The organism is Aestuariispira ectoiniformans (assembly GCF_025136295.1).
GTDB lineage: Bacteria > Pseudomonadota > Alphaproteobacteria > UBA8366 > Aestuariispiraceae > Aestuariispira_A > Aestuariispira_A ectoiniformans.
Map to the genome: position 1 here is coordinate 1,932,636 of NZ_CP062788.1, position 22,365 is coordinate 1,955,000.

Consider the following 22,365-nt stretch of genomic DNA (forward strand, 5'->3'; position numbering starts at 1 on the left):
TCTCATTGATTCATATCAATGGCATTCGACGAATTGACCGACTTTTGTCTCCAAATTTAAGGATTTGCCGGAATTCTGCGGTTTTCACACACCAGGGTGCGACAATGTTGACCAGTTCTGATGCAGATTATCCTTGAAAAGCCTGGCTGAAACAGTACATATCTAAATAGGACCAAATTAGTACGGTTTAGGGAAATGTTCCGGTTAAGCCGCCTGACAGATTACGGCTTCGTAGTACTCAGCCAAATGGCCACAAGCGTGGGTGAAACAGTCACCGCGCCTGAATTGGCCGAAGGCACCGCGTTGCCGTTGCCGACCGTTGCCAAGACTTTGAAGCTTTTGGCAAAGGCCGGTGTGATTGCCTCCCATCGCGGGGTTGGCGGCGGTTATGCCCTGGAGCGGGGCCCTGAAGATGTCAGCGTATCGGAAATAATAACCGCCCTGGATGGGCCCGTGGCTTTGACGGCTTGTGTCGAAGGGGCCGAGGGCGCATGCGATGTGGAGAACCTCTGCCCCATGCGCGGGCACTGGGACCCGATCAACATGGCGGTCAAAACGGCGCTCGACGCCGTGAGCCTCGCGGATATCGTGGCAAATCCGGCCGTACCGGACTTCATAAACGTAAAACCAAAGGCTGTGGGCGACCAAACCACGGTGGATCAGTAACTGGATCGGACGCAGAAAATGGCGGCTACTACAGAGACCATTCAAAAAGTTGGCGAGCTTGGTGACAAATATAAATACGGCTTTGTCACCGAGATCGAGATGGAGCGCGCGCCCAAGGGGTTGAACGAAGATATCATTCGCTTCATCTCCGCCAAGAAGGAGGAGCCGGAATGGCTTCTGGAATGGCGATTGAAGGCCTATGAACATTGGAAGTCCATGCCGGACCCGGAATGGGCGAAGCTGAACATTCCAGCCATCGATTACAACGGCATCTATTACTACGCCGCACCGAAGGCCGACGACGACAAACCTAAGTCGCTGGACGAGGTCGATCCCAAGCTGCTGGAAACCTATGCCAAGCTGGGCATTCCGCTGAAAGAGCAGGAAGTGCTGGCCGGGGTGAAGGGCGCGCCGAAGGTTGCTGTCGACGCCGTGTTCGACAGTGTGTCGGTTGCGACCACCTATAAGAAGACCCTGGAAGAAAAAGGCATTGTCTTTTGTTCCATCTCTGAGGCGGTGAAAACCCATCCGGAACTGGTGAAGAAGTATCTGGGCTCCGTTGTTCCCTATTCGGATAACAAGCATGCCTGCCTGAACAGTGCGGTCTTTACCGACGGGTCCTTCGTCTACATTCCGAAGGGCGTGCGCTGTCCGATGGAACTGTCGACTTATTTCCGTATCAATGCGGAAGAAACCGGCCAGTTCGAACGCACCCTGATCGTGGCCGACGAAGGGGCCTATGTCTCCTATCTGGAAGGTTGCACCGCGCCGCAGCGCGATGAAAACCAGCTGCATGCCGCCGTGGTGGAGCTGATCACGCTGGACGATGCGGAAATCAAATATTCCACGGTTCAGAACTGGTACCCCGGTGATGAAGACGGCAAGGGCGGCATCTATAACTTCGTGACTAAGCGTGGCGCCTGTCGTGGCCGCAATTCCAAGATAAGCTGGACCCAGGTGGAAACCGGTTCTGCGATCACCTGGAAATATCCAAGCTGTATCCTGCAGGGTGATAATTCGGTTGGTGAGTTCTATTCGGTGGCGATCACCAATAACCGCCAGCAGGCCGATACCGGCACCAAGATGATCCATATCGGCAAAAACACGTCCTCGCGCATTATTTCCAAGGGGATTTCCGCCGGCCGCGCGGAACAGACCTATCGCGGCCTTGTCCGGGTACAGCCCAAGGCGGATGGCGCGCGCAACTATACGCAATGCGACAGCCTGCTGATCGGTGATCAGTGTGGCGCGCATACCACCCCCTATATCGAATCCAAGAACCCGACGGCCAAAGTGGAGCATGAAGCGACCACCTCGAAGATCAGCGAGGATCAGCTTTTCTATTGCCTCCAGCGCGGCATGACGGAAGAAGACGCGGTTTCGCTCATCGTGAATGGTTTCTGCAAGGAAGTGATGCAGACGCTTCCCATGGAATTCGCGGTAGAGGCACAGAAACTTATTGGTATCAGCCTGGAAGGCAGCGTCGGTTAAGGCGCAACAAGAGAAACACATACGGATTAGGAATTCGGCAAAATGGCATTGTTGGAAATTGACAACCTGCACGCCTCTGTAGAAGGCAAGGAAATCCTCAAAGGTGTGAACCTGACGATCCGTCCGGGCGAGGTACATGCGATCATGGGCCCCAATGGCGCGGGCAAAAGTACGCTGTCCTATGTGCTGGCCGGGCGCGACGGCTATGAGGTGACCGAAGGCAAGGTAACCTATGATGGTAAGGACCTGTTGGACCTGGAGCCCAATGAACGGGCCTGCGAAGGTGTTTTCCTGGCCTTCCAGTATCCGGTGGAAATTCCGGGTGTTGCAGGCACCACATTCCTGAAACACGCACTGAACGCCAAGCGCCGCTATCACGGCGAAGACGAGATGGACGGCCTGGAATTCGTGAAGATGGTTCGCGGTAAGGCCAAGGAACTCGGCATGCCGGACGATATGTTGAAACGCGCGGTCAATGTGGGGTTCTCCGGCGGTGAGAAAAAACGGAACGAGACGTTGCAGATGGCCGTCCTGGAGCCGAAGCTTGCCATTCTGGACGAGACGGATTCCGGCCTGGATATTGACGCCCTGCGTATTGTGGCGGAAGGGGTGAACAAATTGCGCGATCCGAACCGTGCGGTCCTCGTCATCACCCACTATCAGCGTCTGCTGGACTATCTGGTGCCGGATTTTGTTCACGTCCTGGCCGATGGCCGTATCGTGAAATCCGGTGACAAGAATTTGGCTCTGGAACTGGAAGAAACCGGTTACGCCGAGTTTTCTTCAAGCGCCGCGTGATCCGGAGGACGAAATGTCGGAAGTAATCGACCCCTTTATCCGCGGTTTCGGTAATACGCCGGTGAAACTGCCCCTGGCGGAAGTGCCCTGGCTGGCGGACCGCCGGACGCTGGCGAAAGATGCCTATTGCATGATGGGCCTGCCGACGGTGAAGCAGGAAGCCTGGAAATACACCAACCTCAAGGATTTGAGGAAACTGGACTGGCGTCAGGCTGACAGCGTTGACGTTGCCGTACCTGATAGTTTGCCTGCGACCATACCGTCCATTGATGCCTATCGCATCGTCCTGGTGAATGGCCGTTTCAATCCGGCCCTGTCGGATATCGGCGGTCTCCCGGCCAAGGTAAAGCTTGGCGGGCTGGCACAGGCGATCGAAGATGCTCCGGATGCTTTTGTCGACCGGATCGGCACTTTGCTGGCCGATATCGACGAGGCGGTCCTGGCGCTTAATACGGCTTATCTGGCTGACGGATTTTATCTGGAACTCGACCGTGGTGTTGTCTTGGACAAGCCCATTCATCTCGTGTCCCTGGCTGTTGCCGGCGACACGGCGTTGTCCTTCCATCCGCGCAACCTGATCGTTGCCGGGGAGGGAAGCATCGCAACCGTGTTGGAAACCCATGTGGGAACCGGCGATGTCGCGACACTGAGCAACCACGTGACCGAAGTCCTGGTGGAGCAGGGGGCGAACCTTGGCCATTACAAATTGCAGCAGGAAGCCCAGAATGCCTATCACCTGTCCACGACGGCGGTGAAGCTGGACGACAAGGCAGTCTATGACAGCTTTGTCCTGCAGCTTGGCGGTTGTCTGGCGCGCAGTGATGTTCGTTGTCTGGTCGACGGCAGCCATGCGGAGGCACGGATCAACGGTGCCTATCACGGTGGCGAGGGTCAGCATATCGACAACACGACGTTCATTGATCATGCCAAGCCGGACAGCCAGAGCCGCGAAATATACAAAGGCGTGCTGGACGGCAATGGCCGTGGCGTGTTCCAGGGCAAGATCCTGGTCCGTCAGACGGCTCAGCGTACCGATGGTCACCAGTTGAACCGGGCGTTGCTGCTTTCCCGCAAGGCGGAACTGGATTCCAAGCCGGAACTGGAAATCTACGCAGACGATGTGAAATGCAGCCATGGTGCTACCTCTGGTGACTTGGATGAGGATCAGCTCTTTTATCTGCAGGCCCGCGGGATCGATGAAGACAAAGCTCGCAAGATCCTTGTGCAGGCTTTCATGTTCGACGTTCTGGGGGAAATCCAGAACCCTGCGGTTCGTGAGATTTTCCATGATGCGATCGGTGAAAAACTGGGAGATATCGCATGACGATACAGGCGGCCAACCCGGTGAATGAAACCTATGATATCGATGCCGTTCGTGCAGAATTTCCTATTCTGCAGGAAAAGGTAAATGGCTATCCGCTGAGCTTCCTGGACAACGGGGCGTCGGCGCAAAAGCCGCTGGCCGTCATCAATGCGATGAGGCACCATTATGAACATTGCTATGCCAATGTGCATCGCGGGGCCTACACATTCTCTGAGGAGACCACGGCGGCCTATGAGGGCGCCCGGGAAAAGATTCGTGCGTTCCTGAATGCGCGTAGCGAAAAGGAAATCGTCTTTACGGGTAATGCAACCGGCGCCATCAACCTGGTCGCCTACGCTTACGGGCGCGGCATTCTGAAGGCGGGTGATGAGATTGTGATCTCCCATATGGAGCATCATTCCAACATCGTTCCCTGGCAGATTCTGCGCGACGAAACCGGTGTGCACCTCAAGGTTGCACCGATCTCGGACGAGGGCGAATTCCTGCTTGAAGAATATAAGGCGTTGCTGACGGAGAAGACCAAACTGGTCGCCATCACTCATGTATCCAACGTTCTGGGTACGGTGACGCCGCTGAAGGCCATTATCGACACGGCGCACAGCGTTGGTGCGAAGGTTCTGGTGGATGGAAGTCAGGCCGTGATGCATATGCCGGTTGATGTTCAGGAACTGGATTGCGACTTTTACGTCTTTACCGGCCATAAGATTTATGGGCCGTCCGGCATCGGCGTGCTTTATGGCAAGGAAGCACTGCTGGATGCCATGCCGCCTTTCATGGGCGGTGGCGATATGATTTCCAGCGTTACTCTGGAGAAAAGCACCTGGGCGGACCTGCCTGCCAAGTTTGAGGCAGGAACGCCGCCGATCGTGCAGGCCATTGGGCTTGGGGCGGCCATCGACTATGTCTCTGGCGTCGGACTTGAGTCTATCGCGGCCCATGAACAGGCGCTTCTGGGCTATGCCACACAGAAACTGGCCTCGATTGACGGTTTGCGTGTGATCGGTACCGCGCCGGCAAAGACTTCGGTCATCTCTTTCGTCATGAAGGATGCCCATCCCCATGACATAGCAACGATCGCGGACCAGAAGGGCGTTGCCCTTCGTGCGGGCCATCATTGTGCAGAACCACTGATGCAGCGTATGGGTGTAACCGGGACGACAAGGGCCTCCTTTGGGATGTATAATACCCATGCAGAAGTGGACGCCCTGGTTTCCGCCATGGAAAAAGTGAAGGAGTTCTTCGGCTGATGGATGGCGATAAAGTCAAAACCGACAAACCGGAAGAAACCCCGGCTGACTATATGGATATGGGGCCGGGCGGGATGGTACATCCCTATCTCGGTAACTTTGGGATGCCTGCCGCTGAAGAGGGCATGACTGCCCGTGCGGGTACGCGTCTGGAAGAAGGGGCGGCCAAGGCAACCCCGGAGGCAGTCGAAGACTCCCTTCGCACAGTCTATGACCCGGAAATTCCGGTCAACATCTATGACCTGGGGCTGATCTATAGCTGTGAAATGGATGACTATGGGGATGTTGCCGTAACCATGACGTTGACGGCGCCTGCCTGTCCGGTCGCGGGCGAGATGCCCGGTCAGGTGGCGGAGGCTGTTGCCGGTGTCGACGGTGTCGGCGAAGTTGCCGTAACCCTGACCTGGGAGCCGCCGTGGCGTCCCGACATGATGTCGGAAGATGCCAGAATGGCCCTGGACTTGTTCTGATGTCGCGACATTCCAATATAAAAAGTCTCAAGGCTTAGGAGAAAGGTAATCATGTTCGGTTCCGGTGGACCTGTACTGACCTTGACGGATAACGCCGCCAAACGGGTAAGGCAGTTGATGGACCAGGGCGACAAAGACGTTCTGGGCCTGCGTGTTGGTGTTTCATCCAAGGGCTGTTCCGGCTTGTCCTATGTGGTGGAATACGCCATGGAACAGAAAAAATTTGAAGAAGTCGTTGAAGACAAAGGCGTTAAAATCTTTATCGACCCGGCGGCGATCATGTTCCTGATCGGCTCGGAGATGGATTTTGTCGAGGACAAGCTGGAAAGCCGATTCACCTTCAGCAATCCGAATGAAACAGCCCGCTGTGGCTGTGGTGAAAGCTTCAGCGTCCAATAATCTTCTTTTCGAATGAATGAACAACCGGCCCCTATCGGGCCGGTTGTTTGCGTTCAGGCGGCATTCTGATCGCGCACTTCCATTGGCAGGTGAAGTTCAAAGCGCGTTCCATTGCCGGGGCTGCTTTCAACCGCGATTTCCCCACCGAGGCGAAGGGTAACCAGATTGTGGACCAACAGCATTCCCAGGCCCGTTTTCTCACCGTCCTTGATAGAGCTTTGATAAGGGTCGAAAATCTTGCGGGTCTGCTCCTCCGTCATGCCACAGCCGTTATCCTCATAGACGATTGTGACACCCTGGGCGGTGGTGTTGGCCAGTATGTTGATATGCCCGGTTGCATCGGCATCATAGGCATGTGTCAGTGAATTCATGATCAGGGTGGTCATGATCTGGGACAGGGCCACGGGATGGGTTTTGATATTGACCTTGTCGGGACAGTAAATCGAGACGTCGATCTGCCGGTCGCGCAGATGCTCCTCACGGTCGGCGAGACAGCCTGCGAGAAATTCATTGAGGTTGACCACACGCTTCTGGTCCATCGGCTTGTCCCGGGACAATTGTTTGAAACGCTCGATCAGTTCAATCGTGCGATCAATGTTTACCTGCAGGATCTGCGTGCCTTCGGTAACAAAGTCGTAAAAGCGCTGTACGTCGGATTTCTTCAGGCGGCCTTCCTTCAGGTGCTCGCCGAAGATTTCAACCTTTGCGTAAAGATGCGAAACGACACTGACCGCTGCCCCGAGAGGGGTGTTCAACTCATGCGCCACACCGGCGACGAGCGTGGCAATAGAGGCCAGCTTTTCGGACTGGATCAGGCTTTCCTGCGTCATATGCAGTTCCGCCAGCGCGGCTTCGGCCTTTTCCTTTGAGGCGCGAATGTCCCTCTCCGATTCCACCATACGCTCGACATCCTGTTCGATCCGGTTCAGGAAGAAATCGAGGGCGCGGCAGATATCGGCGATTTCATCGATGCCCTTCAATGGAATCTGATCGCGTATATAGACGCCCTTCTGACCAAGTTCCATGAGGTTTCGCAGGTTATAGAGGCGGTTGATGACCATGCGCCCGACCAGAACCCAGGCCGTAGTGGCGGCCAGCAACAGGCCCAGCCCGGTCAGGATGATGACCAGGATTGTTCCCCGGTGATTGAGTGCATTCAGGTCTTCCGCCGTGTTGCGGACGTTTACGGCAACCTGTCCCGACAGTGTTTGCCCAAGGGAGGCAAAATGCGAGGCGTCCTCGATTGCAGAGGTCACAGCCTTTGCTGTTTGTGCGCGTCTTTCCAAAAGCAGGAGCGTTTGCTGGAAGAGATTGTCCGGTACCAGTCCAAGTGACGTGAGCTGGCTGACGAGTTCTTTCAGGTCTTCGGTTTTCGCGTCAGGACCGAAGCTTTCCATATGCCGTTGCAGTTTGTCCGCAACGGATTGAAAGCTTGCCTGGAAAGTGGAAACCACCCGCGGATTGTTTTCGTTAAATGCCTGCGTCAGCAACGCATGGGCCTGTCCGGCACTGCTCTCCACTTCCAGACTGTATTGGAAATTGGGAAGATCGCTTTCAAAGAAACGCCGCCGCAGCGAGTCTGTCGGCTTCTGCTTTTCATTGATCAGGCCATAGAGGGCGACATTCAGTTCGAACCCGGCATTGTTTTTGATCGGCTGTATTTTCTCGTTGATGCGCTTCAGGGTTTCGTTGCCTTTACGCATTAGCAGGCGGCGCTGGTTTTCAATCTGGAGTTCTTCCATCCGACTTTGGTAGATGCTCTGCAGGCGCGCAGATAGCGTTTCTGCCTGACGGTTCATCTGGTCGACCTCGGTCGCAAGATTGTGACTTCTGATCGTTGCTATCTGCCTCACCAGTTTCTCAAGCGAACCGGACAGCTTTTTGTACTGATAGTCCAGCCGCGCCGGATTGGAGGTATTGGCAAAGTTCTGAATGTCATTGGCGATAATATGGGCTCTGGCCGCGGCCAGATAGCCGGTTTCGATGGCGGGCAGGTTGGTTTCTTGCGCCTGCCTGGTTGTGCGGCCTACAAAATAGAATGCGGAAATGGATGTCAGTCCGACACCCAGAAACAGGACGGCCATGACACCCATGGCCAGGTAAAAGCGGGCTTTGATGGTGGATGGAAGCTTGAACATGATCATGCCTCCAGAAAGCGCTGCCATTCGCGCCGAAGGTAACTGTGGTCGCGCATGAATGAGTTCCAGCATGCGATCTTGCCAATGCGATCCGCCATGCTTCCCCCGGTCCGGGCGGTGCCTGCTTGCTCTACAACGTCCCCGGCGGGAGACAGGATATCGTCCTCTGCGGTTTTGCCCTCATACCAGTATCCCCATTCGTCTGCGGACAAATGGTCTTTGGTCTTTTTGGGGACGGCGCTGTAGTAACCCTGCCGGGATATGACGGAGCCTGGAAAGCCATCCAGATACCAGTTGAATACGTCATAAGCCATGTCGGTTTTATACTGGCTCAGGTTTCTGGGGAGGGTCAGGCCGCGTGCCCAGCCACGATACCCTTCCTCGAAATCAGCCATTCTGCAATCAATGCCGGTCAGGCGGGTTCTTGTAATAGCCGGGAACCACATTGACTGGATGACGACCTCTTTATTGGTCATGAGGTCCACACTTTCGGAAAAAGTGTGCCAGATGCCCCGGAAGTGATCTTTTTTCTTGAAGTCGATCAAACGGTTTACAGTGAAAGTGATGTCATCGTGGGTCATTTCACTTTTGTTGGCGTAACGATGATCTCCGCGTGATTCCAGGGCCATGGCCGCATCGATGATGCCGACCGATGGTATGCCGGTTATTGCCGCGTGTCCGGCGAATTCCGGCGCGAGCAAGGCTCGCCAATGTGTGGGTATCCCGGTCGCCTGGCTCGGCACCCGCACGCCAAGGGAGTCTGCGTTGAACGTGACCGGGATCGCGGCCAGCCAACCCGATTGATCGGAGGTAGGGCCACCGGAAATCTCCTTGGTGACATGGCAAAGGTCTCGGGGACTGCGACCATCGGCCTGTCTGGGTGTGGCACCCTTGTTGCCGGGAATGAAAACCGGGGAGATTTCGTCAAAGAAATTGATATTCCTGGCGTCGATGCCACGGATTTTGTTCAGGTCGATCAGGAAGGGCAGGCTGTCGAAGGCAATTTCGAGGAGGTCGAGGCTGTTGGGCTGGGTGACGGCGAGTTTGAGCAGGTCTTCGTTGGAGTAGACGTTGAATTCGATCTCTATTCCAAGATCTTCTCTGGCGCGCCTTGCAATCTGGGGAAAGGCAGTTACACCATTGCAGGCATAGGACAGCTTGCGTTTGCCGGAGGCATGAACAAAGGGGGCGGACAGAGTCGCACCGGCGGCAAGGCCGACCGCGCCGGTGGCAATTCTGCCTAAGGCCTGTCTCCTGCTAACCTGGGAGCCTCTTGTCTCACTCGCCATTACAGTCTCGACGCTCATTTAATCGCGATAGTAGTGTAGCCTGTCCTATTTTTCCCATTCCATAGGTTGAAGTAAACCATAATCCTCTATCGGATTTTGACGTTGTCGATCAGACGCGCCTTGCCCAGATGGGCAGCGACGAACAGTCTTGCTTCTTCTCCCTGATACTGTGACAGCAGGCCGAGGCCACACTCTTTTCGAAGTTCAAGGTAGTCTACCTTTGCAAAACCCGCGTCTACCAACGCTTTGATCGCCTCTTCAATGAGGGGGCAGACATCGGTGCCGGGTGTGATTTTTGTCGCAAGTTGCGTCAGGCATTGATGTAGCATTGGGGCAATGGCACGTTCCCGGTCGCTTAAATAACGATTGCGCGATGACATCGCCAGGCCGTCCGCCTCACGCCATGTGGCGCTGCCGACGATCTCCACCGGAATATCGAGGTCGGTGACCAGCCGCCGGATGACCTGAAGTTGCTGAAAGTCTTTTTCACCAAAAACGGCCACATCCGGCAGGGCCTGTAACAGCAGCTTCGTCACGACCGTGGCAACGCCCTGAAAATGTGTCGGGCGGGCCTGACCGCATAGACAGTCCGTGATCCCGGTCACGGAGACGGCCGTAGCAAAGCCATCCGGATACATTTCCGATACGGTGGGGGTATAGACGATTTCAACGCTTTCGCTTTCCAGCATCGCCCGGTCGGCGTCGAAGGTGCGCGGATAGCTGTCGAAATCCTCTGTCGGGCCGAACTGGGTCGGGTTCACAAAGATGGTCGCACAGACGACATCGGCATGGCGGCGTGCCTCACGGACCAATGACAGATGCCCGTCATGCAGGTTTCCCATGGTTGGAACCAGGGCGACCGTTTTGCCTTTGGCACGGAATGCCGCGACGGCGGAACGAAGGTCGGCCACCGTGCGAACAACTTGAATATTCTTGTTTTCCATAGAGGTGCTGAACCCGGTTTACTGAGGTTAGGTGTTCTTTTGCGTCATACCGAAACAGTGGTCGGCATCGGGGAACTGCCGCTGCCTCACTTCCTCGGCATAGGAGGCGACAGCGTTGCTCACATCGTCGGACAAATCTGTATAACGTTTGACAAATTTCGGCTTAAAGGCGGCAAAGAGGCCAAGAATGTCCTCGGTTACCAGAACCTGGCCGTCGCAAGCAGGTGACGCGCCAATGCCGATTGTCGGAATTTTGACGATTTCGGTGACCTTCCGGGCGACGGGTTCCATCACCCCTTCGATGACAAGGCTGAATGCCCCTGCACCGGCAATGGCTGTGGCGTCTTCGATCACCTGATGGGCGCTTTGGTCATCCTTGCCCTGGGCCTTGAAGCCGCCCAACGCCTGCACCTGTTGGGGCATAAGGCCGACATGACCCATCACCGGAATGCCGCGCTTTGTGAGGAATGAGACTGTCTCCGCCATTTCTTCACCGCCTTCCAGTTTGACGGCAGCGCAACCGGTCTCGCGCATCAGGCGGGCGGCGTTCTGAAAGGCCTGCTGGGGTGATTCCTCATAGGTGCCGAAGGGCATGTCGACCACCACGCAGGCCTGGCGGGACCCGCGCATGACAGCCTTGGCATGATTGATCATCATCGTCAGGTCAACGGAAAGGGTTGTGTCCATGCCGTAGAGCACCATGCCAACGGAATCGCCGACCAGCAGGATATCCACATGCGGGTCGAGCAGTCTTGCCATCGGCGCGGTATAGGCGGTCAGGGTGACCAAGGGGGTGCCGCCTTTTCGGGCGGTGACTTCGGGCACCGTAAAACGCGATGCTGTCTGATCGGATGATGCGGACATGGAACCTCCTTGTGCCGATGCTACCGCCCCTTGAGGGGGCGCTGTTCTTGATTACGACGCTTCTAGCATGCTGCGCCGCAAAATAGAAGGCTAAGGAGGCGGTGGGATAAGATTGTCGGCCTAGCGGATGATCCCAGATACGGCAGGAAGTTTGGCAGAGCCGGGGAAGACCGTATTGTCGAGTGTTTTGGTGCCGATGTTCATCTGCGCGGCCAGCACCGCCTTGAAAACGGACCGCGTATCAATGGTTGGTGTCAGTTGCTGTCCTGTCGTCAGGCCGGGCCATTTGCCGAGGAACCGTCCTCCTTTGACCCGTCCGCCCAGAACCAGAGTTGCGGTGGCGCCACCGTTATCCGTTCCGTTCCAACCGTTGGGCCGGATCGTGCGGCCGAACTCGCTTGTGACAACGACAACGGTGTCGTTCCAGACCTGCGACATCTCTGTGGCAAGGCTTTCCAGGGTCGAGGCAAGTGCTGCGAAGCGTCGGGCCTGACGTCCCTGATCTGCCCCCTGGTTGCGATACATGTCCCAGCCGCTGCTTTCCATGACGGCAATGCGATCGCCGTCTTTTGCGGCCAGACGGCGTCCGACGTAACGGGCGACAGCCGCATCTTCGAAGCTGGTCAGGCTGTTTTCCATCGCCCCGTTTGCGGCGTCGGGATGCATGTCCGCATCCTCTTTCTGCTGGCGTTGCGAAAGTGCCAGGGCATGGGCCAGAAAAGCATCCTTCTCGTTGATGAAACCCAGTCTTTCCTGCAACCCGGCGATTGGTTGCAGGCGCTCTTTCTGCCAGATTTCCGTGTCAGCATCCCCCCGAAGGATCATGGGGGTGTCCTGCTGTACGGCCAGGCCTTTGGAGCCGTCCATTGCCTGAAGTGCCCGGTTTAACCAGCCGCTGTCGAGCGCGTCCGGCGTTGCGGCACCCGTGGCCAGTATATCCCGGGCCTGTTTGTGATTGCTGCCGCGATAGGGCGTTGCCGTGGCCGGAAAGACCAGCAGTTCCTTTCGTACCCAGAAGGGCAGAAGGGCATCTGCCGCCGGATGCAGGCCATAAAAATTGTTGAGTTCAATCAGTTCTTCAATCGCCAGCGGCCCTCGCATCGGCCGGTATTGCTTGTCGCCGTAAGGGGGGAAGAGGGACAGGCCGTCGAGACCGCCATGCAGGAGGATGACGACAAGCCGCTTGTTTGTTGAGGCCTTGGCAAGCGCCAGATTGCCCCATGGAAGGCTGGCCGTAGCAATACCGGCAGCGGCTGTTTTCAGGAACTGGCGACGGGATGGCGCGTTGGAAATCATGGACATTCGCTTTCTCCCTATCGCCGCTGGAATTCGGAACTGCTGAGCAGGATGGCGATGCCGGTCGCATTGTTGCGGGCAACCGTCAGTGACCGGAAGGTCCGGGGCGTCAGCAACGGCCCCAGAACATGAATGCCATGAACAGGCGGGGTAAGTTGCACCCCGTTGGCGCGGGCCATGCCGACAACCCAGTCGACCCGGTCGGCCAGAAGATCAGGGCCAGCCCAGAAGGTCGCATCCGTCGGCCAGCCTTCGCGCGGCGGGGATTTCAGCATCGGCTGACCCAGCATCTGCATCGCGCGGACCAGCGGTCGCCCGTCTGCCAGTGGAACATCCAATGCCTTGAAGGTTGAATAGACCAGGTCTTCCGGCGTCTTCAGTTTCTGTTGGCGATCCTCCCAGGCGTATCCCGAATTGATTAGCGCCAGCGCCATGGATCGCAAATCGCCACCGGAATCGGCATAGCCGTTCACAAGGTCCGTCACCAGACCCTCCGGTGGTGCGTCACCAATAAAGTATTCGGCCATCCGGCGCGCCAGATGCCAGCCGGTGCTTTCCTGGTGGGTCAGAAGCTCAAGGGCGGCTTCTCCTTCAAGGATACCGCCTTCCGGCATGATCCGGTGAAGGAAGCGTTTCTTGTTAATCTGATGCCAGTCATCGCGATAGACGAAACCGCCCGGATTATTTGATCGCAGGCTGCCAATCGTCCAACCGCTCAACATCGCAGCCAGACTTTGGACGTCACCCTGAAAGAACTTTCCCTGCGGGCCCATGGTGTAGCGCCCCATGATTTCGCGGGCCAGCGTCTGGTCCAGCCGGTAATGCCCGTCCCAGCCGACGTCGGACATTGGCCCGATGGAGCCGTCATTACCCCAGATCGCCAGCATGGCGGGATGTTTGATCACCGCCAGCAACATCTTGTAAAACGGACCCAGGACATAGGGGCGGATGGCATCTCTTTCGAAGGCGGCAACCAGTGGTGCCATATGAGGCAGCTTTGCCGCCGACAGTGTGAAATGGCCGGACCAGAATTTCACCAGTCGTTCAACAAATGGGTTCGGGCTGTTATAGACGGCCAGTGCCGTTTGGGCTGCTTCATACTGGCCGCTTTGGATGGCCTCGTGGATAAAACCGCGATACGTGCTTTTCTTTCCCGCGCCGGCTTCCAGCACCCGCTTCATATGGTGGGGGCCGTTTGGCAGGTTTTTGATTTCAGGGGGCGTGTCCGCATAGTCGAGCTGATCAGTCAGCCATTTCTGTGGACCTGCCGCAATGATTGCCAGTTCACCGGGACGCAGGCCGAAACCAAACCGGGTTGCCGCGATGGCGGCGTGTTTTTCTGCCTCACCGAATTCCGGATAGGTAACGGACATGCTTCTGCGCTCCAACCAAACCCTGCCTATCCTAACCGTGGTTCCAATCCGATCCAAGGCCTAGTAGGCCAGTCACCATAAACCGATTCGGCCAGGGGACAATCTGCGTTGGCGGGTTACGCTTTCTCTGATATGTAGGCCGCCAGGTAGGTTTCACTTATATAAATGGGGTCAGAAAATGGCTATTGAGCATCCATATCTCATGTTCCTGGGCGACGCGCCGGATCAGCTTGCCGCAAAGGTTGCCGACGGTGTCGCAAAATGGCGTCCGGAATGGTGCCTGGCCCAGTTCCGGCTGGACGGGTGCAAGGCCGATCTGGGCCTGCAGGATATGACCATGGAAGAGGCTGCTGCAGCCGGTCTCAAGACTGTCGTGATCGGTGTTGCCAATCGCGGTGGCGTCATTCCCGATAGCTGGAAGGAAAGCCTGCTGAAGGCTTTGGACCTGGGGATGGATATCGCCAGTGGCCTGCATAACCGTCTGGTCGACATTCCGGAGATCAAGGAAAAGGCAGACGCCCTGGGCCGTCAGCTTTTCGATGTACGCCATCCCAGCCGCGGCTTTGACGTTGCCAAGGGCAGCAAGCGTCCGGGCAAACGAATTCTCGCGGTCGGCACGGATTGTTCCGTCGGCAAGATGTTTACGGCCCTGGCTGTGGAACGCGAAATGAAGGCCCGTGGCATGAATGCCGATTTCCGGGCAACGGGGCAGACCGGTATCTTCATCGCAGGCGATGGCGTTTCCGTCGATGCTGTCGTCGCCGACTTCATTTCCGGTGCAACCGAATGGTTGTCCCCGGCCAATGATGATGATCACTGGGATGTGGTTGAAGGTCAGGGTTCCCTGTTCCACGCCTCTTTTGCCGGTGTCAGCCTCGGCCTGCTGCATGGTTCCCAGCCGGATGCGCTTGTGATGTGTCATGTGGCAAAACGTGACCACATGCGCGGCCTGCCGGACTTCCAGTTGCCGTCCATTCAGGAATGCATCGAGGTGAATGAACGCATGGGCCGGATGGTCAACCCGGATTGCCGCGTGATCGGCATTTCCGTCAACACCTCCATGCTGGATGATGCAGAAGCAGACGAATACCTGCAGAAACTCGAGGCCGAAACCGGCCTGCCTGCCGTTGACGCCTTCCGTCACGGCGCCGGTCGTCTGGTCGACGCACTCGGTTAAGGGGAGGGGATATGCTGGATCTGACGTTACGGCACGAATCCTGGCCCATCGCAGGGAAATTCACGATTTCCCGCGGTAGCAAAACATCGGCTGAAGTCGTCGTCGCGGAACTGAACGACGGCACCAACCGTGGTCTCGGCGAATGCGTGCCCTATGCCCGATATGGGGAAAGCATTGAAAGTGTTATCGCCGAACTGGAAGCCCTCAAAGGGGCGATTGCCGATGGTGCGGGCCGTGACGACATCCAGACCCTGCTTAAACCAGGTGCTGCCCGCAATGCTCTGGACTGCGCGTTCTGGGATTATGAGGCCAAGAAAGCGGGAAAACGGGCCTGGGAATTGGCGGGGCTGTCCGCGCCCAAGTCATTGGTGACGGCCTATACGATCAGTCTTGATACGCCGGAGAAGATGGGCCAACAGGCGAAAGCCAACGCTCATCGTCCCCTGATGAAGCTGAAGCTGACCGGTGAAGGCGATCTGGAACGTGTGGCGGCGGTTCGTGACAATGCGCCCAACACACGTTTGATTGTCGATGCCAATGAGGGCTGGTCGGTGGATATGGTGGAACCGTTTTCCGCCAAGCTGAAAGAGCTTGGGGTGGAAATGATTGAACAGCCGCTTCCGGCCGATGCCGACGCACCACTGTCGGATGTTGCTCATCCCATTCCCCTATGCGCCGATGAATCCGCCCATGCCTGCGCCGATTTCCATAAATTGGTCGGCAAATATGACATGATCAATATCAAGCTGGATAAGACCGGCGGCCTGACCGAGGCCCTGAAACTACGCCAAATGGCACTGGATGCGGGGATGCAGGTCATGGTCGGTTGTATGGTCGGTTCGTCTCTTGCCATGGCCCCGGCAATGCTTGTGGCCGAAGGGGCCACTGTGGTCGATCTCGACGGGCCGCTTCTACTTGCCAAAGACCGGGAGCCGGGGATTGCCTTTGAGGGCAGTACGATGCAACCGGTTGATGCCGCCCTTTGGGGGTAGTGGCGACAACAAAAACTGTTTAATAAAGGGCGGTGCCGAAAGCGGCACCGTTCTTTTTTGTGCGAAGGGGGAGTTATGGGGGAATACGAAGCCTATCTTGACGAGGACCGTCTGCCAGTTTTTGCGACGGTCGCGGCGACCTATCGCTTTGTTGTATCCAATATCGGGGCATTGGTGAAAATTGCCTGGCTGCCCATGCTGCTGGTCGCGGGTCTGTCTTTCCTGAACTTACAATACACGTTGGGTGTCCTGGAAAATCCGGCCCTGCCGTCCAGCTTTGACATCGCAAGGCAGTTTGTAACCAATGTCGCTTTGGCTCTTGTCTTTGTTCCCTTCGCCACAGCCTGGCACCGTCGGGCCATTTTACGCGAGGACCTTTCCTCAACCGTTATCGGGGTGAAGGCCGGGGCGGCAGAACTGAAATATTGTATTTACGGGATTGCAGTCTCCGTGCTGGCTCTGCTGGTCGCCGCAGCCTTGAGTGTTCTCGTTGGCGTGGTCAGTTCCGTTGCTCAATCGCAAGCTCTGGCCTGGATCGGCTCGCTGGCGGTTTTTGTCACCTGCGTCTTCATCTTCATCCGGCTGTGTCTGATTTTCCCCGCCGCGGCGATTAGCGCACCGGCGCGGTTGAAAGATTCCTGGCGTGCCACGAGCGGGAGCGTCTGGCGGATTTTCTTTGTCTATCTCTTTGCCCATCTTCCTGTGATTGTCGTTGGTTTCCTGGTCCAGTTCAATTTCTTCGGGGCAGAGGCGGTTCAACATGCCATCGACGGTGGAGTAGAGTCGCTGAAAAGCCTGTTTTACCTGGGGTGGGTGTTTAATCTGATCTTATATCCGGTCGCCATTGCCGTCAGTGTTGGATGCCTGTCCATGATCTTCAAATTCCTGACGGCGAAGGATCACCCTGAATAAAGTGGGCTTCAATTCGATGAAGCAAAAAAGGGGGCGCGTTGGCCCCCTTTTTCTGTTGTTAGTCCCCGATAGGAGGGGACTGGGCGGCAGGGGCGCGTTTATCGTCTGCCGAGCGGCGGGTCAGGTAGTTCAGTACCAGCGAGACAGCAATCACATAAATCATGATCAATCCTTTCTGTTTGGTTGGTTACCGCCAGTTATTCGGGTCCATTGGCGGACGAAAGCTGGGGTGGTTTCGGGGTTCCAGTCCCATGTCCCGCAGGACATGATCGTTTAACTCATAAATGCGTCTTTGCTTTTGCCTTTGCCGTCGGCGGGTTTGGCTGGGAAGGATAAACAGCCTCCACAGTGCTCTAAGCATTTGTTTCTCCTTTGTACTTAGGAATGATGAAAAATTTCCTGATCGAGGCGTTGCAAAAGGAGATCCGTCATTGCCCGGACAGACACATAGGTCTCCGGACGAAATCGGGATTCCGCCTGCGCTTGTTCAGATCAGTTTTTCAGGAAGTGATGAGGCCGACTGGAAAAGTCGGCATCGGTCTCCGTCTAGTGTCGTCGCATGGTGGACGTGGAGACAATCCGCAACTGAACAGCGCCCCGAGCCATAGAGCCGGTATGCTTTTTCACACATACATTGGTCATGGGACGTCCCCTCAGAAGTTGAAGTCAGTTGCGATAGTGGTACTAGAATACAGATATCAATTTGCAGACGTAAAGCAGTTTTTCACGACTTGTTCCGGTTGTGTGGAGGGCTGTTGTATTTCTGCAACAGCCCTGTGGCCGCTTAGAGGTGTCTGATCGCCTCCACAAACCTCTCGATCTCTGCTTGCGTATTATAATAATGAACGGAGGCGCGAGCGGTTGCATCTACGGCGTGGTCGCGCTGTTCGGTGCGGGTTAACTGTGTGGTTGACACCGAAACATTGATGTTGCTGGCCCGCAAGCGATCCCGAATATCCTTGGGCTCCCTACCGTCTTTGGTGAAGGTGATCAGTCCGCATTTCTCCTGTCCGGGGTCCCAGACCGTCACACCGGGAAGGTTGGACAGTTCCGCCCGAAGGGTTCCGGACAAAAGTTTGATGCGCGCCCAGATGTTCTCCATGCCCAGGTCCGTCATATAAGCAAGGGCCCTGCCCAACGCGATCTTGCCGGCAAAATTGCTTTCCCAGTTTTCAAAACGCCGCGCGTCTTTGCGAATCTCGTAGCGGTCGACAGAAACCCAGGGGGCGGCATGGTTGTCGAGCAGGGGTGGCTCCAACCTCTCGATCCAGTCTTCCCGAACCCAGAGAAAGCCGGTGCCCCGAGGGCCGCGAATATATTTACGCCCCGTTGTGGACAGCATGGTGCAGCCGATTTCCGCCACGTCAATCGGCAGTTGGCCAACCGACTGACAGGCGTCCAGCAGATAGGGAATGTTGTATTTGGTGGCGACCGCGCCGATTGCGGCGGCGGGATTTACCAGTCCGCTATTGGTTGGAATGTGGCTGACGGAAATCAGGCGGACACGGTCGTCAATAGCACGTTCCAATGCGGCGACATCGAGGGCACCGGATTCGTCGTCCGGCACCATGACGATTTCAACGCCGTATTTACTGGCGACCTGCCAGTAGGACACCATGTTTGAGTTATAGTCCGCGCGTGAGGTGAGGACCTTGTCGCCCGGCTGCCAGTCAAAGGCGTAGAACACCATGTCCCAGGCGCGGGTGGCGTTTTCAATAAAGGCGATCTCCTGGGGTTTACCACCAATGGCCCCGGCTGCTGCGGTGTAGAATGCTTCCAGTGTTTCCTGTGTGGCATCGGCTGCTTCATAGCCGCCAATCTCGGCTTCCAGTTTCAAATACTTTATCTGGCTGTCCAGGACCGGTGTTGGGGGAATTGAAGACCCGGCATTATTGAAATGGATGCGTTGGAGACAGGCGGGGGTGTCAGCGCGAAGGTGGTCAATGTCCAAAGTCATGGGATTCCTGCACAGGCTTTGAAAGGGGAACGGTCTGAAAATCAGACGCAGGTTATCGTCTCGATGGTGTTGGAGGTAGTCAAAGATATTGAATAGGGAGTATACGCCTCCGCCGGGTCAGGGCGCGGAAGGGACTTTCTTGCTGTCCGACCGGACGGGCAGGGTTCGGTTGGCAGGAAAGTCGACATGAATATCGGTTCCTTTGCCACGCTCGCTGTCGATGGTCAGGCCCGCTTCATGAAGTTTAACCAGATTTCTGACTAGCGGCAGGCCAAGGCCGGTTCCCTCATATTTTCGGGTCAGGTGCGATTCGATCTGGGCAAAGGGGGCCAGCGCGATTTCAATGTCGTCATTATTCATCCCGATGCCCGTGTCCGACACGGTGAGGCGCAGGCCGCCGTCCTCGCGTTGTGTTGCGGTTATCTGCACATGCCCTTCCTCTGTGAATTTTACGGCGTTCGACAACAGGTTGATCAGGATCTGCCGCAAGACAACCTCATCGGCCATCAAGGGCGGCAGGCCGGGCGGGATTTTGTTTTCCAGCGCGAGGCTGTTCTTCTGGGCCCGGCGTTCCACATAATGCAGGCAGGAAACGGCAGTGGCGTTTATATCGACTTCGGTCTCTGACAGTTCCTTCTGTCCCGCCTCGAGGCGCGACAGGTCGAGGATATCACTGATGATGGATAGAAGATGTGTTCCGCTGTTGTGGATATCCTGGGCGAAATCCTTGTATTCGGCTTTGCCCAATGGTCCATAGAGTTCATCGCGAATGATTTCCGAAAACCCGATAATGGCGTTCAGCGGCGTTCGCAGCTCATGGCTCATATTGGCCAGGAACTGGGTTTTTGTATAATTGGCGAATTCGGCTGTTTCCTTGGCTTCAAGCATCAGCTGCGCCTGGCGTTTCTGTTCGGTGATATCCGTATAGGTCATGATCAGAACGCCGTTTTCCAGGGAGCGGCGATGCAACTGCAGGGTCGTGCCATTCGGGTTGGTGAGTGTCTCCACGGCATCCCGTCCGGACCGGTAGACATTCACCCTGTCCTGTACCCGCCTGTCCAGGTCGCCTTTCATTTCGGCCAGCCAGCCCTGTTGAATATTATGCGTAATAATGTCCTCAAGAGGCGTGCCGGGACGTGTCAGGCTTGGCGGTAAGTTGAACAGGACCGCCAGTGGTTCATTGCAGACAAGCAGTTCCAGATTGCGGTCAAAGGCCAGGACAGCCTGGTTCAGTCCGTTGAGTATAGACGCCAGAAGGTCGGTCTGGACCTGCAGCCGTTTTTGCGCCTCCTCCATATTCCGGCGGGCCTGATATGTTTCTGTAATATCCGATGCACCGCCGCGATAGCCCTGGAATACATTCTGCTCGTCAAAAATGGGGCGGCCGCTTATGGAGAAAACGCGGATGATGCCACTTGGCAGATGTGCATGATAGGTAAAGTTTTTAAACGGTGCGTGAGACTTCAGGCAGTCAAGATGCTGTATGACATGAGGCTGTTTCAGGTCGTCTTCGGAAAACAGCTCCATGCGTTTCCGGCCCAGCATACTGTCGGCATCTATCGGAAGATTCGTGAAGGCTCCCGGGGAGAAATAGGTAAAGCGAAAATCCGCATCCATCTCCCAGAACCAGTCGCTTGCTATTTCCAGCAAAGGCTCCAAATGGCGGATATCGTCATCGGTCATGCCCCACCCCCTGCAGGGGAGCAGGCATATGCTTGTGCAACGAGCCGGGGACGGTCGTTGTTATTGAGGCCGATATTACGATTATTATTACTGTTACAACTACGCACTAGATGCGCCCCCATCCGTAAATGCTTGTTTGATCAAGCTTACCTATTGCCCCTGCTGCCGAAGTTGCAATCCCTATTGGATTTCACGTTATACCGGAATGAAATCACGGCAAAGGGAAAACGCGTCCTCACTGCGTTGCCTGCGACATGAGCCGCGCACGGACAGTTTCTTCCTGGCGCTTCTGTGCCGCGTAGTTCCGGAAGAGGGGCGCGCGGGCAGGGTTTGCCGCCCAGCCGGGTGCCTTGTTGCTGTTGGCCGCAAGCCTCTCTCCGCGTGCGCGTTTCTGCAATTTACGCCAGGCGGTGAACACTTTCTTGCGATAGTAGCTTTGCCGCTCGCGGTCGGAAGAGTGATAGAATTTGACCGCCATTGTCCAGGAATGCCGGTCTTCGCGCAATTTGCTGAGCAGGGTCGCCGCATAGGCGACATTGTGAATCGGATCGAAGGCCTCTTCGAGAGAGGAAAAGGCATCGCCATGGTAATGCAGGTTTACCTGCATACAGCCGACATCAATATTGGTGACCCCTTTCTGGCGCAGCATCCTGACTTCCCGGATGGCGGCTTCCTTGCTGGGCAGGTAGCGGCCGCGCCCTTCGGCCATGACGGTCCAGGGCCACGCGGTGAAGGTTTCCCGGTCCTCGGCATCCTGTGCTGCCCCGGACGGCGGCATGGAAATGGTCCTGCCGGATTCAGTGAGGGCGACAGCCTGCAATAAATGCCGGGGTATATTCAATTCCTGCTCGGCCTGCCCGATCAGCGTATGGCACAGCTTGGCCGCCCGGGCGGCGCTGTTGCTGGGCGTTGGCGCGGCGTCTGCCGGGGGCAGACACCAGAGCCATAAGGCGGAAATTGCGAATATAAGATACGCCGGACGGCGCATGGGTCTCACTCCTTGGTCTCTTCTCCGTCAATAAACGAAGCAAGGAGCATGCCGTTTTGTCTGTATTACTCCGGCAGGGTATCTTTGCCCTCACCCAGTGCGCGTTGCATCAGGATGCTGTCGACCCACTGTCCGAATTTGAAGCCAGTGGCTTCCAGAGTGCCGACCATCCGGAAATCGCGGGATTTATGCAGGGCGATTGATGCTGCGTTGGCACTGTCGCCGATAACGGAGACCATCTGCCGAAGGCCAAGGGCGCTACAACGGTCGATAATAATATCCATCAGCGCGCCGCCCAGGCCCTTACCCTGGCCGTCGGGGGCAATATAGACGGAATTTTCGACCGTGTAGCGATAG

General features: G+C 56.4%; 20 protein-coding genes (1 of these 20 cut by a window edge). 10 read left to right on the forward strand and 10 right to left on the reverse strand.

Annotated features, from left to right (window positions below):
• Positions 1 to 195: 195 nt before the first annotated feature.
• The 7 genes from IF205_RS09280 (at position 196) to IF205_RS09310 (ending at position 6,395) form a co-directional block, all read left to right on the forward strand.
• Positions 196 to 666, forward strand: a complete 471-nt coding sequence (locus IF205_RS09280; protein WP_259783012.1) for an SUF system Fe-S cluster assembly regulator — start codon at positions 196 to 198, stop codon at positions 664 to 666.
• Positions 667 to 684: 18 nt separating this feature from the next.
• Positions 685 to 2,157: a Fe-S cluster assembly protein SufB gene (gene sufB, locus IF205_RS09285; RefSeq protein WP_259783013.1), complete on the forward strand. Its 1,473-nt coding sequence runs from the start codon at positions 685 to 687 to the stop codon at positions 2,155 to 2,157.
• A gap of 42 nt (positions 2,158 to 2,199) precedes the next feature.
• On the forward strand, positions 2,200 to 2,955 hold the full coding sequence (gene sufC, locus IF205_RS09290) for a Fe-S cluster assembly ATPase SufC (protein ID WP_375542683.1): 756 nt from the start codon (positions 2,200 to 2,202) through the stop codon (positions 2,953 to 2,955).
• Positions 2,956 to 2,968: 13 nt separating this feature from the next.
• Entirely contained in the window at positions 2,969 to 4,279 is a 1,311-nt protein-coding gene (gene sufD, locus IF205_RS09295) for a Fe-S cluster assembly protein SufD (protein WP_259783014.1), read from the forward strand.
• Positions 4,276 to 5,526: an aminotransferase class V-fold PLP-dependent enzyme gene (locus tag IF205_RS09300; protein ID WP_259783015.1), complete on the forward strand. Its 1,251-nt coding sequence runs from the start codon at positions 4,276 to 4,278 to the stop codon at positions 5,524 to 5,526. The genes sufD and IF205_RS09300 overlap by 4 nt, the downstream gene beginning before the upstream one ends.
• Positions 5,527 to 5,600: 74 nt before the next feature.
• A complete protein-coding gene (locus IF205_RS09305) occupies positions 5,601 to 5,996 on the forward strand; it encodes a DUF59 domain-containing protein (RefSeq protein ID WP_259783259.1) in 396 nt (131 codons plus the stop codon).
• Between the two features lie 51 nt (positions 5,997 to 6,047).
• On the forward strand, positions 6,048 to 6,395 hold the full coding sequence (locus IF205_RS09310; RefSeq protein WP_259783016.1) for a HesB/IscA family protein: 348 nt from the start codon (positions 6,048 to 6,050) through the stop codon (positions 6,393 to 6,395).
• Between the two features lie 53 nt (positions 6,396 to 6,448).
• Here IF205_RS09310 and IF205_RS09315 read toward each other — a convergent pair whose 3' ends face one another.
• The 6 genes from IF205_RS09315 to IF205_RS09340 form a co-directional block, all read right to left on the reverse strand.
• Positions 6,449 to 8,533 (reverse strand): sensor histidine kinase, encoded by a 2,085-nt coding sequence (locus IF205_RS09315; protein ID WP_259783017.1) that lies wholly within the window; start codon positions 8,531 to 8,533, stop codon positions 6,449 to 6,451.
• 2 nt (positions 8,534 to 8,535) lie between these two features.
• The gene (locus IF205_RS09320; protein WP_259783018.1) at positions 8,536 to 9,822 is read right to left on the reverse strand and encodes an ABC transporter substrate-binding protein; all 1,287 of its coding nucleotides are present in this window, start codon (positions 9,820 to 9,822) and stop codon (positions 8,536 to 8,538) included.
• An 86-nt stretch (positions 9,823 to 9,908) separates the two neighbouring features.
• The gene (panC, locus tag IF205_RS09325) at positions 9,909 to 10,766 is read right to left on the reverse strand and encodes a pantoate--beta-alanine ligase (protein WP_259783019.1); all 858 of its coding nucleotides are present in this window, start codon (positions 10,764 to 10,766) and stop codon (positions 9,909 to 9,911) included.
• A gap of 27 nt (positions 10,767 to 10,793) precedes the next feature.
• Positions 10,794 to 11,630: a 3-methyl-2-oxobutanoate hydroxymethyltransferase gene (gene panB, locus IF205_RS09330; RefSeq protein ID WP_259783020.1), complete on the reverse strand. Its 837-nt coding sequence runs from the start codon at positions 11,628 to 11,630 to the stop codon at positions 10,794 to 10,796.
• Positions 11,631 to 11,750: 120 nt separating this feature from the next.
• Positions 11,751 to 12,932: a DUF1501 domain-containing protein gene (locus IF205_RS09335; protein ID WP_259783021.1), complete on the reverse strand. Its 1,182-nt coding sequence runs from the start codon at positions 12,930 to 12,932 to the stop codon at positions 11,751 to 11,753.
• Between the two features lie 11 nt (positions 12,933 to 12,943).
• Positions 12,944 to 14,299 carry a DUF1800 domain-containing protein gene (locus IF205_RS09340; protein WP_259783022.1) on the reverse strand — a complete coding sequence of 452 codons (1,356 nt, stop codon included), beginning with the start codon at positions 14,297 to 14,299 and terminating at the stop codon, positions 12,944 to 12,946.
• 178 nt (positions 14,300 to 14,477) lie between these two features.
• Here IF205_RS09340 and dgcN point away from each other — a divergent pair, with 178 nt between their 5' ends.
• From dgcN to IF205_RS09355, 3 genes are all read left to right on the forward strand, one after another.
• Positions 14,478 to 15,476 (forward strand): N-acetyltransferase DgcN, encoded by a 999-nt coding sequence (dgcN, locus tag IF205_RS09345; RefSeq protein WP_259783023.1) that lies wholly within the window; start codon positions 14,478 to 14,480, stop codon positions 15,474 to 15,476.
• An 11-nt stretch (positions 15,477 to 15,487) separates the two neighbouring features.
• A complete protein-coding gene (gene dgcA / locus IF205_RS09350) occupies positions 15,488 to 16,468 on the forward strand; it encodes an N-acetyl-D-Glu racemase DgcA (protein WP_259783024.1) in 981 nt (326 codons plus the stop codon).
• A gap of 75 nt (positions 16,469 to 16,543) precedes the next feature.
• Positions 16,544 to 17,380, forward strand: a complete 837-nt coding sequence (locus IF205_RS09355; protein ID WP_259783025.1) for a hypothetical protein — start codon at positions 16,544 to 16,546, stop codon at positions 17,378 to 17,380.
• A gap of 784 nt (positions 17,381 to 18,164) precedes the next feature.
• Here IF205_RS09355 and IF205_RS09360 read toward each other — a convergent pair.
• From IF205_RS09360 to IF205_RS09375, 4 genes are all read right to left on the reverse strand, one after another.
• On the reverse strand, positions 18,165 to 19,337 hold the full coding sequence (locus IF205_RS09360) for an aminotransferase class V-fold PLP-dependent enzyme (protein ID WP_259783026.1): 1,173 nt from the start codon (positions 19,335 to 19,337) through the stop codon (positions 18,165 to 18,167).
• 117 nt (positions 19,338 to 19,454) lie between these two features.
• The gene (locus tag IF205_RS09365) at positions 19,455 to 21,020 is read right to left on the reverse strand and encodes a PAS domain-containing sensor histidine kinase (protein ID WP_259783027.1); all 1,566 of its coding nucleotides are present in this window, start codon (positions 21,018 to 21,020) and stop codon (positions 19,455 to 19,457) included.
• Positions 21,021 to 21,255: 235 nt separating this feature from the next.
• On the reverse strand, positions 21,256 to 22,008 hold the full coding sequence (locus IF205_RS09370) for a lysozyme family protein (protein WP_259783028.1): 753 nt from the start codon (positions 22,006 to 22,008) through the stop codon (positions 21,256 to 21,258).
• 65 nt (positions 22,009 to 22,073) lie between these two features.
• Positions 22,074 to 22,365: the 3' portion of a GNAT family N-acetyltransferase gene (locus IF205_RS09375; protein WP_259783029.1), read on the reverse strand. The gene runs 239 nt beyond the window's last position; only the last 292 of its 531 coding nucleotides appear in the window; its start codon lies off the right edge, out of view; its stop codon occupies positions 22,074 to 22,076.

What these genes read in the sequence shown, in the direction of transcription:
- IF205_RS09320 (WP_259783018.1), bottom strand. Translation starts at nt 9,822, where the DNA reads ATGGCGAGTGAGACAAGAGGCTCCCAGGTTAGCAGGAGACAGGCCTTA.
- panB (WP_259783020.1), bottom strand. Translation starts at nt 11,630, where the DNA reads ATGTCCGCATCATCCGATCAGACAGCATCGCGTTTTACGGTGCCCGAA.
- IF205_RS09300 (WP_259783015.1), top strand. Translation starts at nt 4,276, where the DNA reads ATGACGATACAGGCGGCCAACCCGGTGAATGAAACCTATGATATCGAT.
- IF205_RS09355 (WP_259783025.1), top strand. Translation starts at nt 16,544, where the DNA reads ATGGGGGAATACGAAGCCTATCTTGACGAGGACCGTCTGCCAGTTTTT.
- IF205_RS09340 (WP_259783022.1), bottom strand. Translation starts at nt 14,299, where the DNA reads ATGTCCGTTACCTATCCGGAATTCGGTGAGGCAGAAAAACACGCCGCC.
- IF205_RS09305 (WP_259783259.1), top strand. Translation starts at nt 5,601, where the DNA reads ATGGTACATCCCTATCTCGGTAACTTTGGGATGCCTGCCGCTGAAGAG.
- IF205_RS09315 (WP_259783017.1), bottom strand. Translation starts at nt 8,533, where the DNA reads ATGTTCAAGCTTCCATCCACCATCAAAGCCCGCTTTTACCTGGCCATG.
- dgcA (WP_259783024.1), top strand. Translation starts at nt 15,488, where the DNA reads ATGCTGGATCTGACGTTACGGCACGAATCCTGGCCCATCGCAGGGAAA.
- IF205_RS09310 (WP_259783016.1), top strand. Translation starts at nt 6,048, where the DNA reads ATGTTCGGTTCCGGTGGACCTGTACTGACCTTGACGGATAACGCCGCC.
- IF205_RS09360 (WP_259783026.1), bottom strand. Translation starts at nt 19,337, where the DNA reads ATGACTTTGGACATTGACCACCTTCGCGCTGACACCCCCGCCTGTCTC.
- panC (WP_259783019.1), bottom strand. Translation starts at nt 10,766, where the DNA reads ATGGAAAACAAGAATATTCAAGTTGTTCGCACGGTGGCCGACCTTCGT.
- sufD (WP_259783014.1), top strand. Translation starts at nt 2,969, where the DNA reads ATGTCGGAAGTAATCGACCCCTTTATCCGCGGTTTCGGTAATACGCCG.
- sufC (WP_375542683.1), top strand. Translation starts at nt 2,200, where the DNA reads ATGGCATTGTTGGAAATTGACAACCTGCACGCCTCTGTAGAAGGCAAG.
- dgcN (WP_259783023.1), top strand. Translation starts at nt 14,478, where the DNA reads ATGGCTATTGAGCATCCATATCTCATGTTCCTGGGCGACGCGCCGGAT.
- IF205_RS09365 (WP_259783027.1), bottom strand. Translation starts at nt 21,020, where the DNA reads ATGACCGATGACGATATCCGCCATTTGGAGCCTTTGCTGGAAATAGCA.
- IF205_RS09335 (WP_259783021.1), bottom strand. Translation starts at nt 12,932, where the DNA reads ATGTCCATGATTTCCAACGCGCCATCCCGTCGCCAGTTCCTGAAAACA.
- sufB (WP_259783013.1), top strand. Translation starts at nt 685, where the DNA reads ATGGCGGCTACTACAGAGACCATTCAAAAAGTTGGCGAGCTTGGTGAC.
- IF205_RS09370 (WP_259783028.1), bottom strand. Translation starts at nt 22,008, where the DNA reads ATGCGCCGTCCGGCGTATCTTATATTCGCAATTTCCGCCTTATGGCTC.
- IF205_RS09280 (WP_259783012.1), top strand. Translation starts at nt 196, where the DNA reads ATGTTCCGGTTAAGCCGCCTGACAGATTACGGCTTCGTAGTACTCAGC.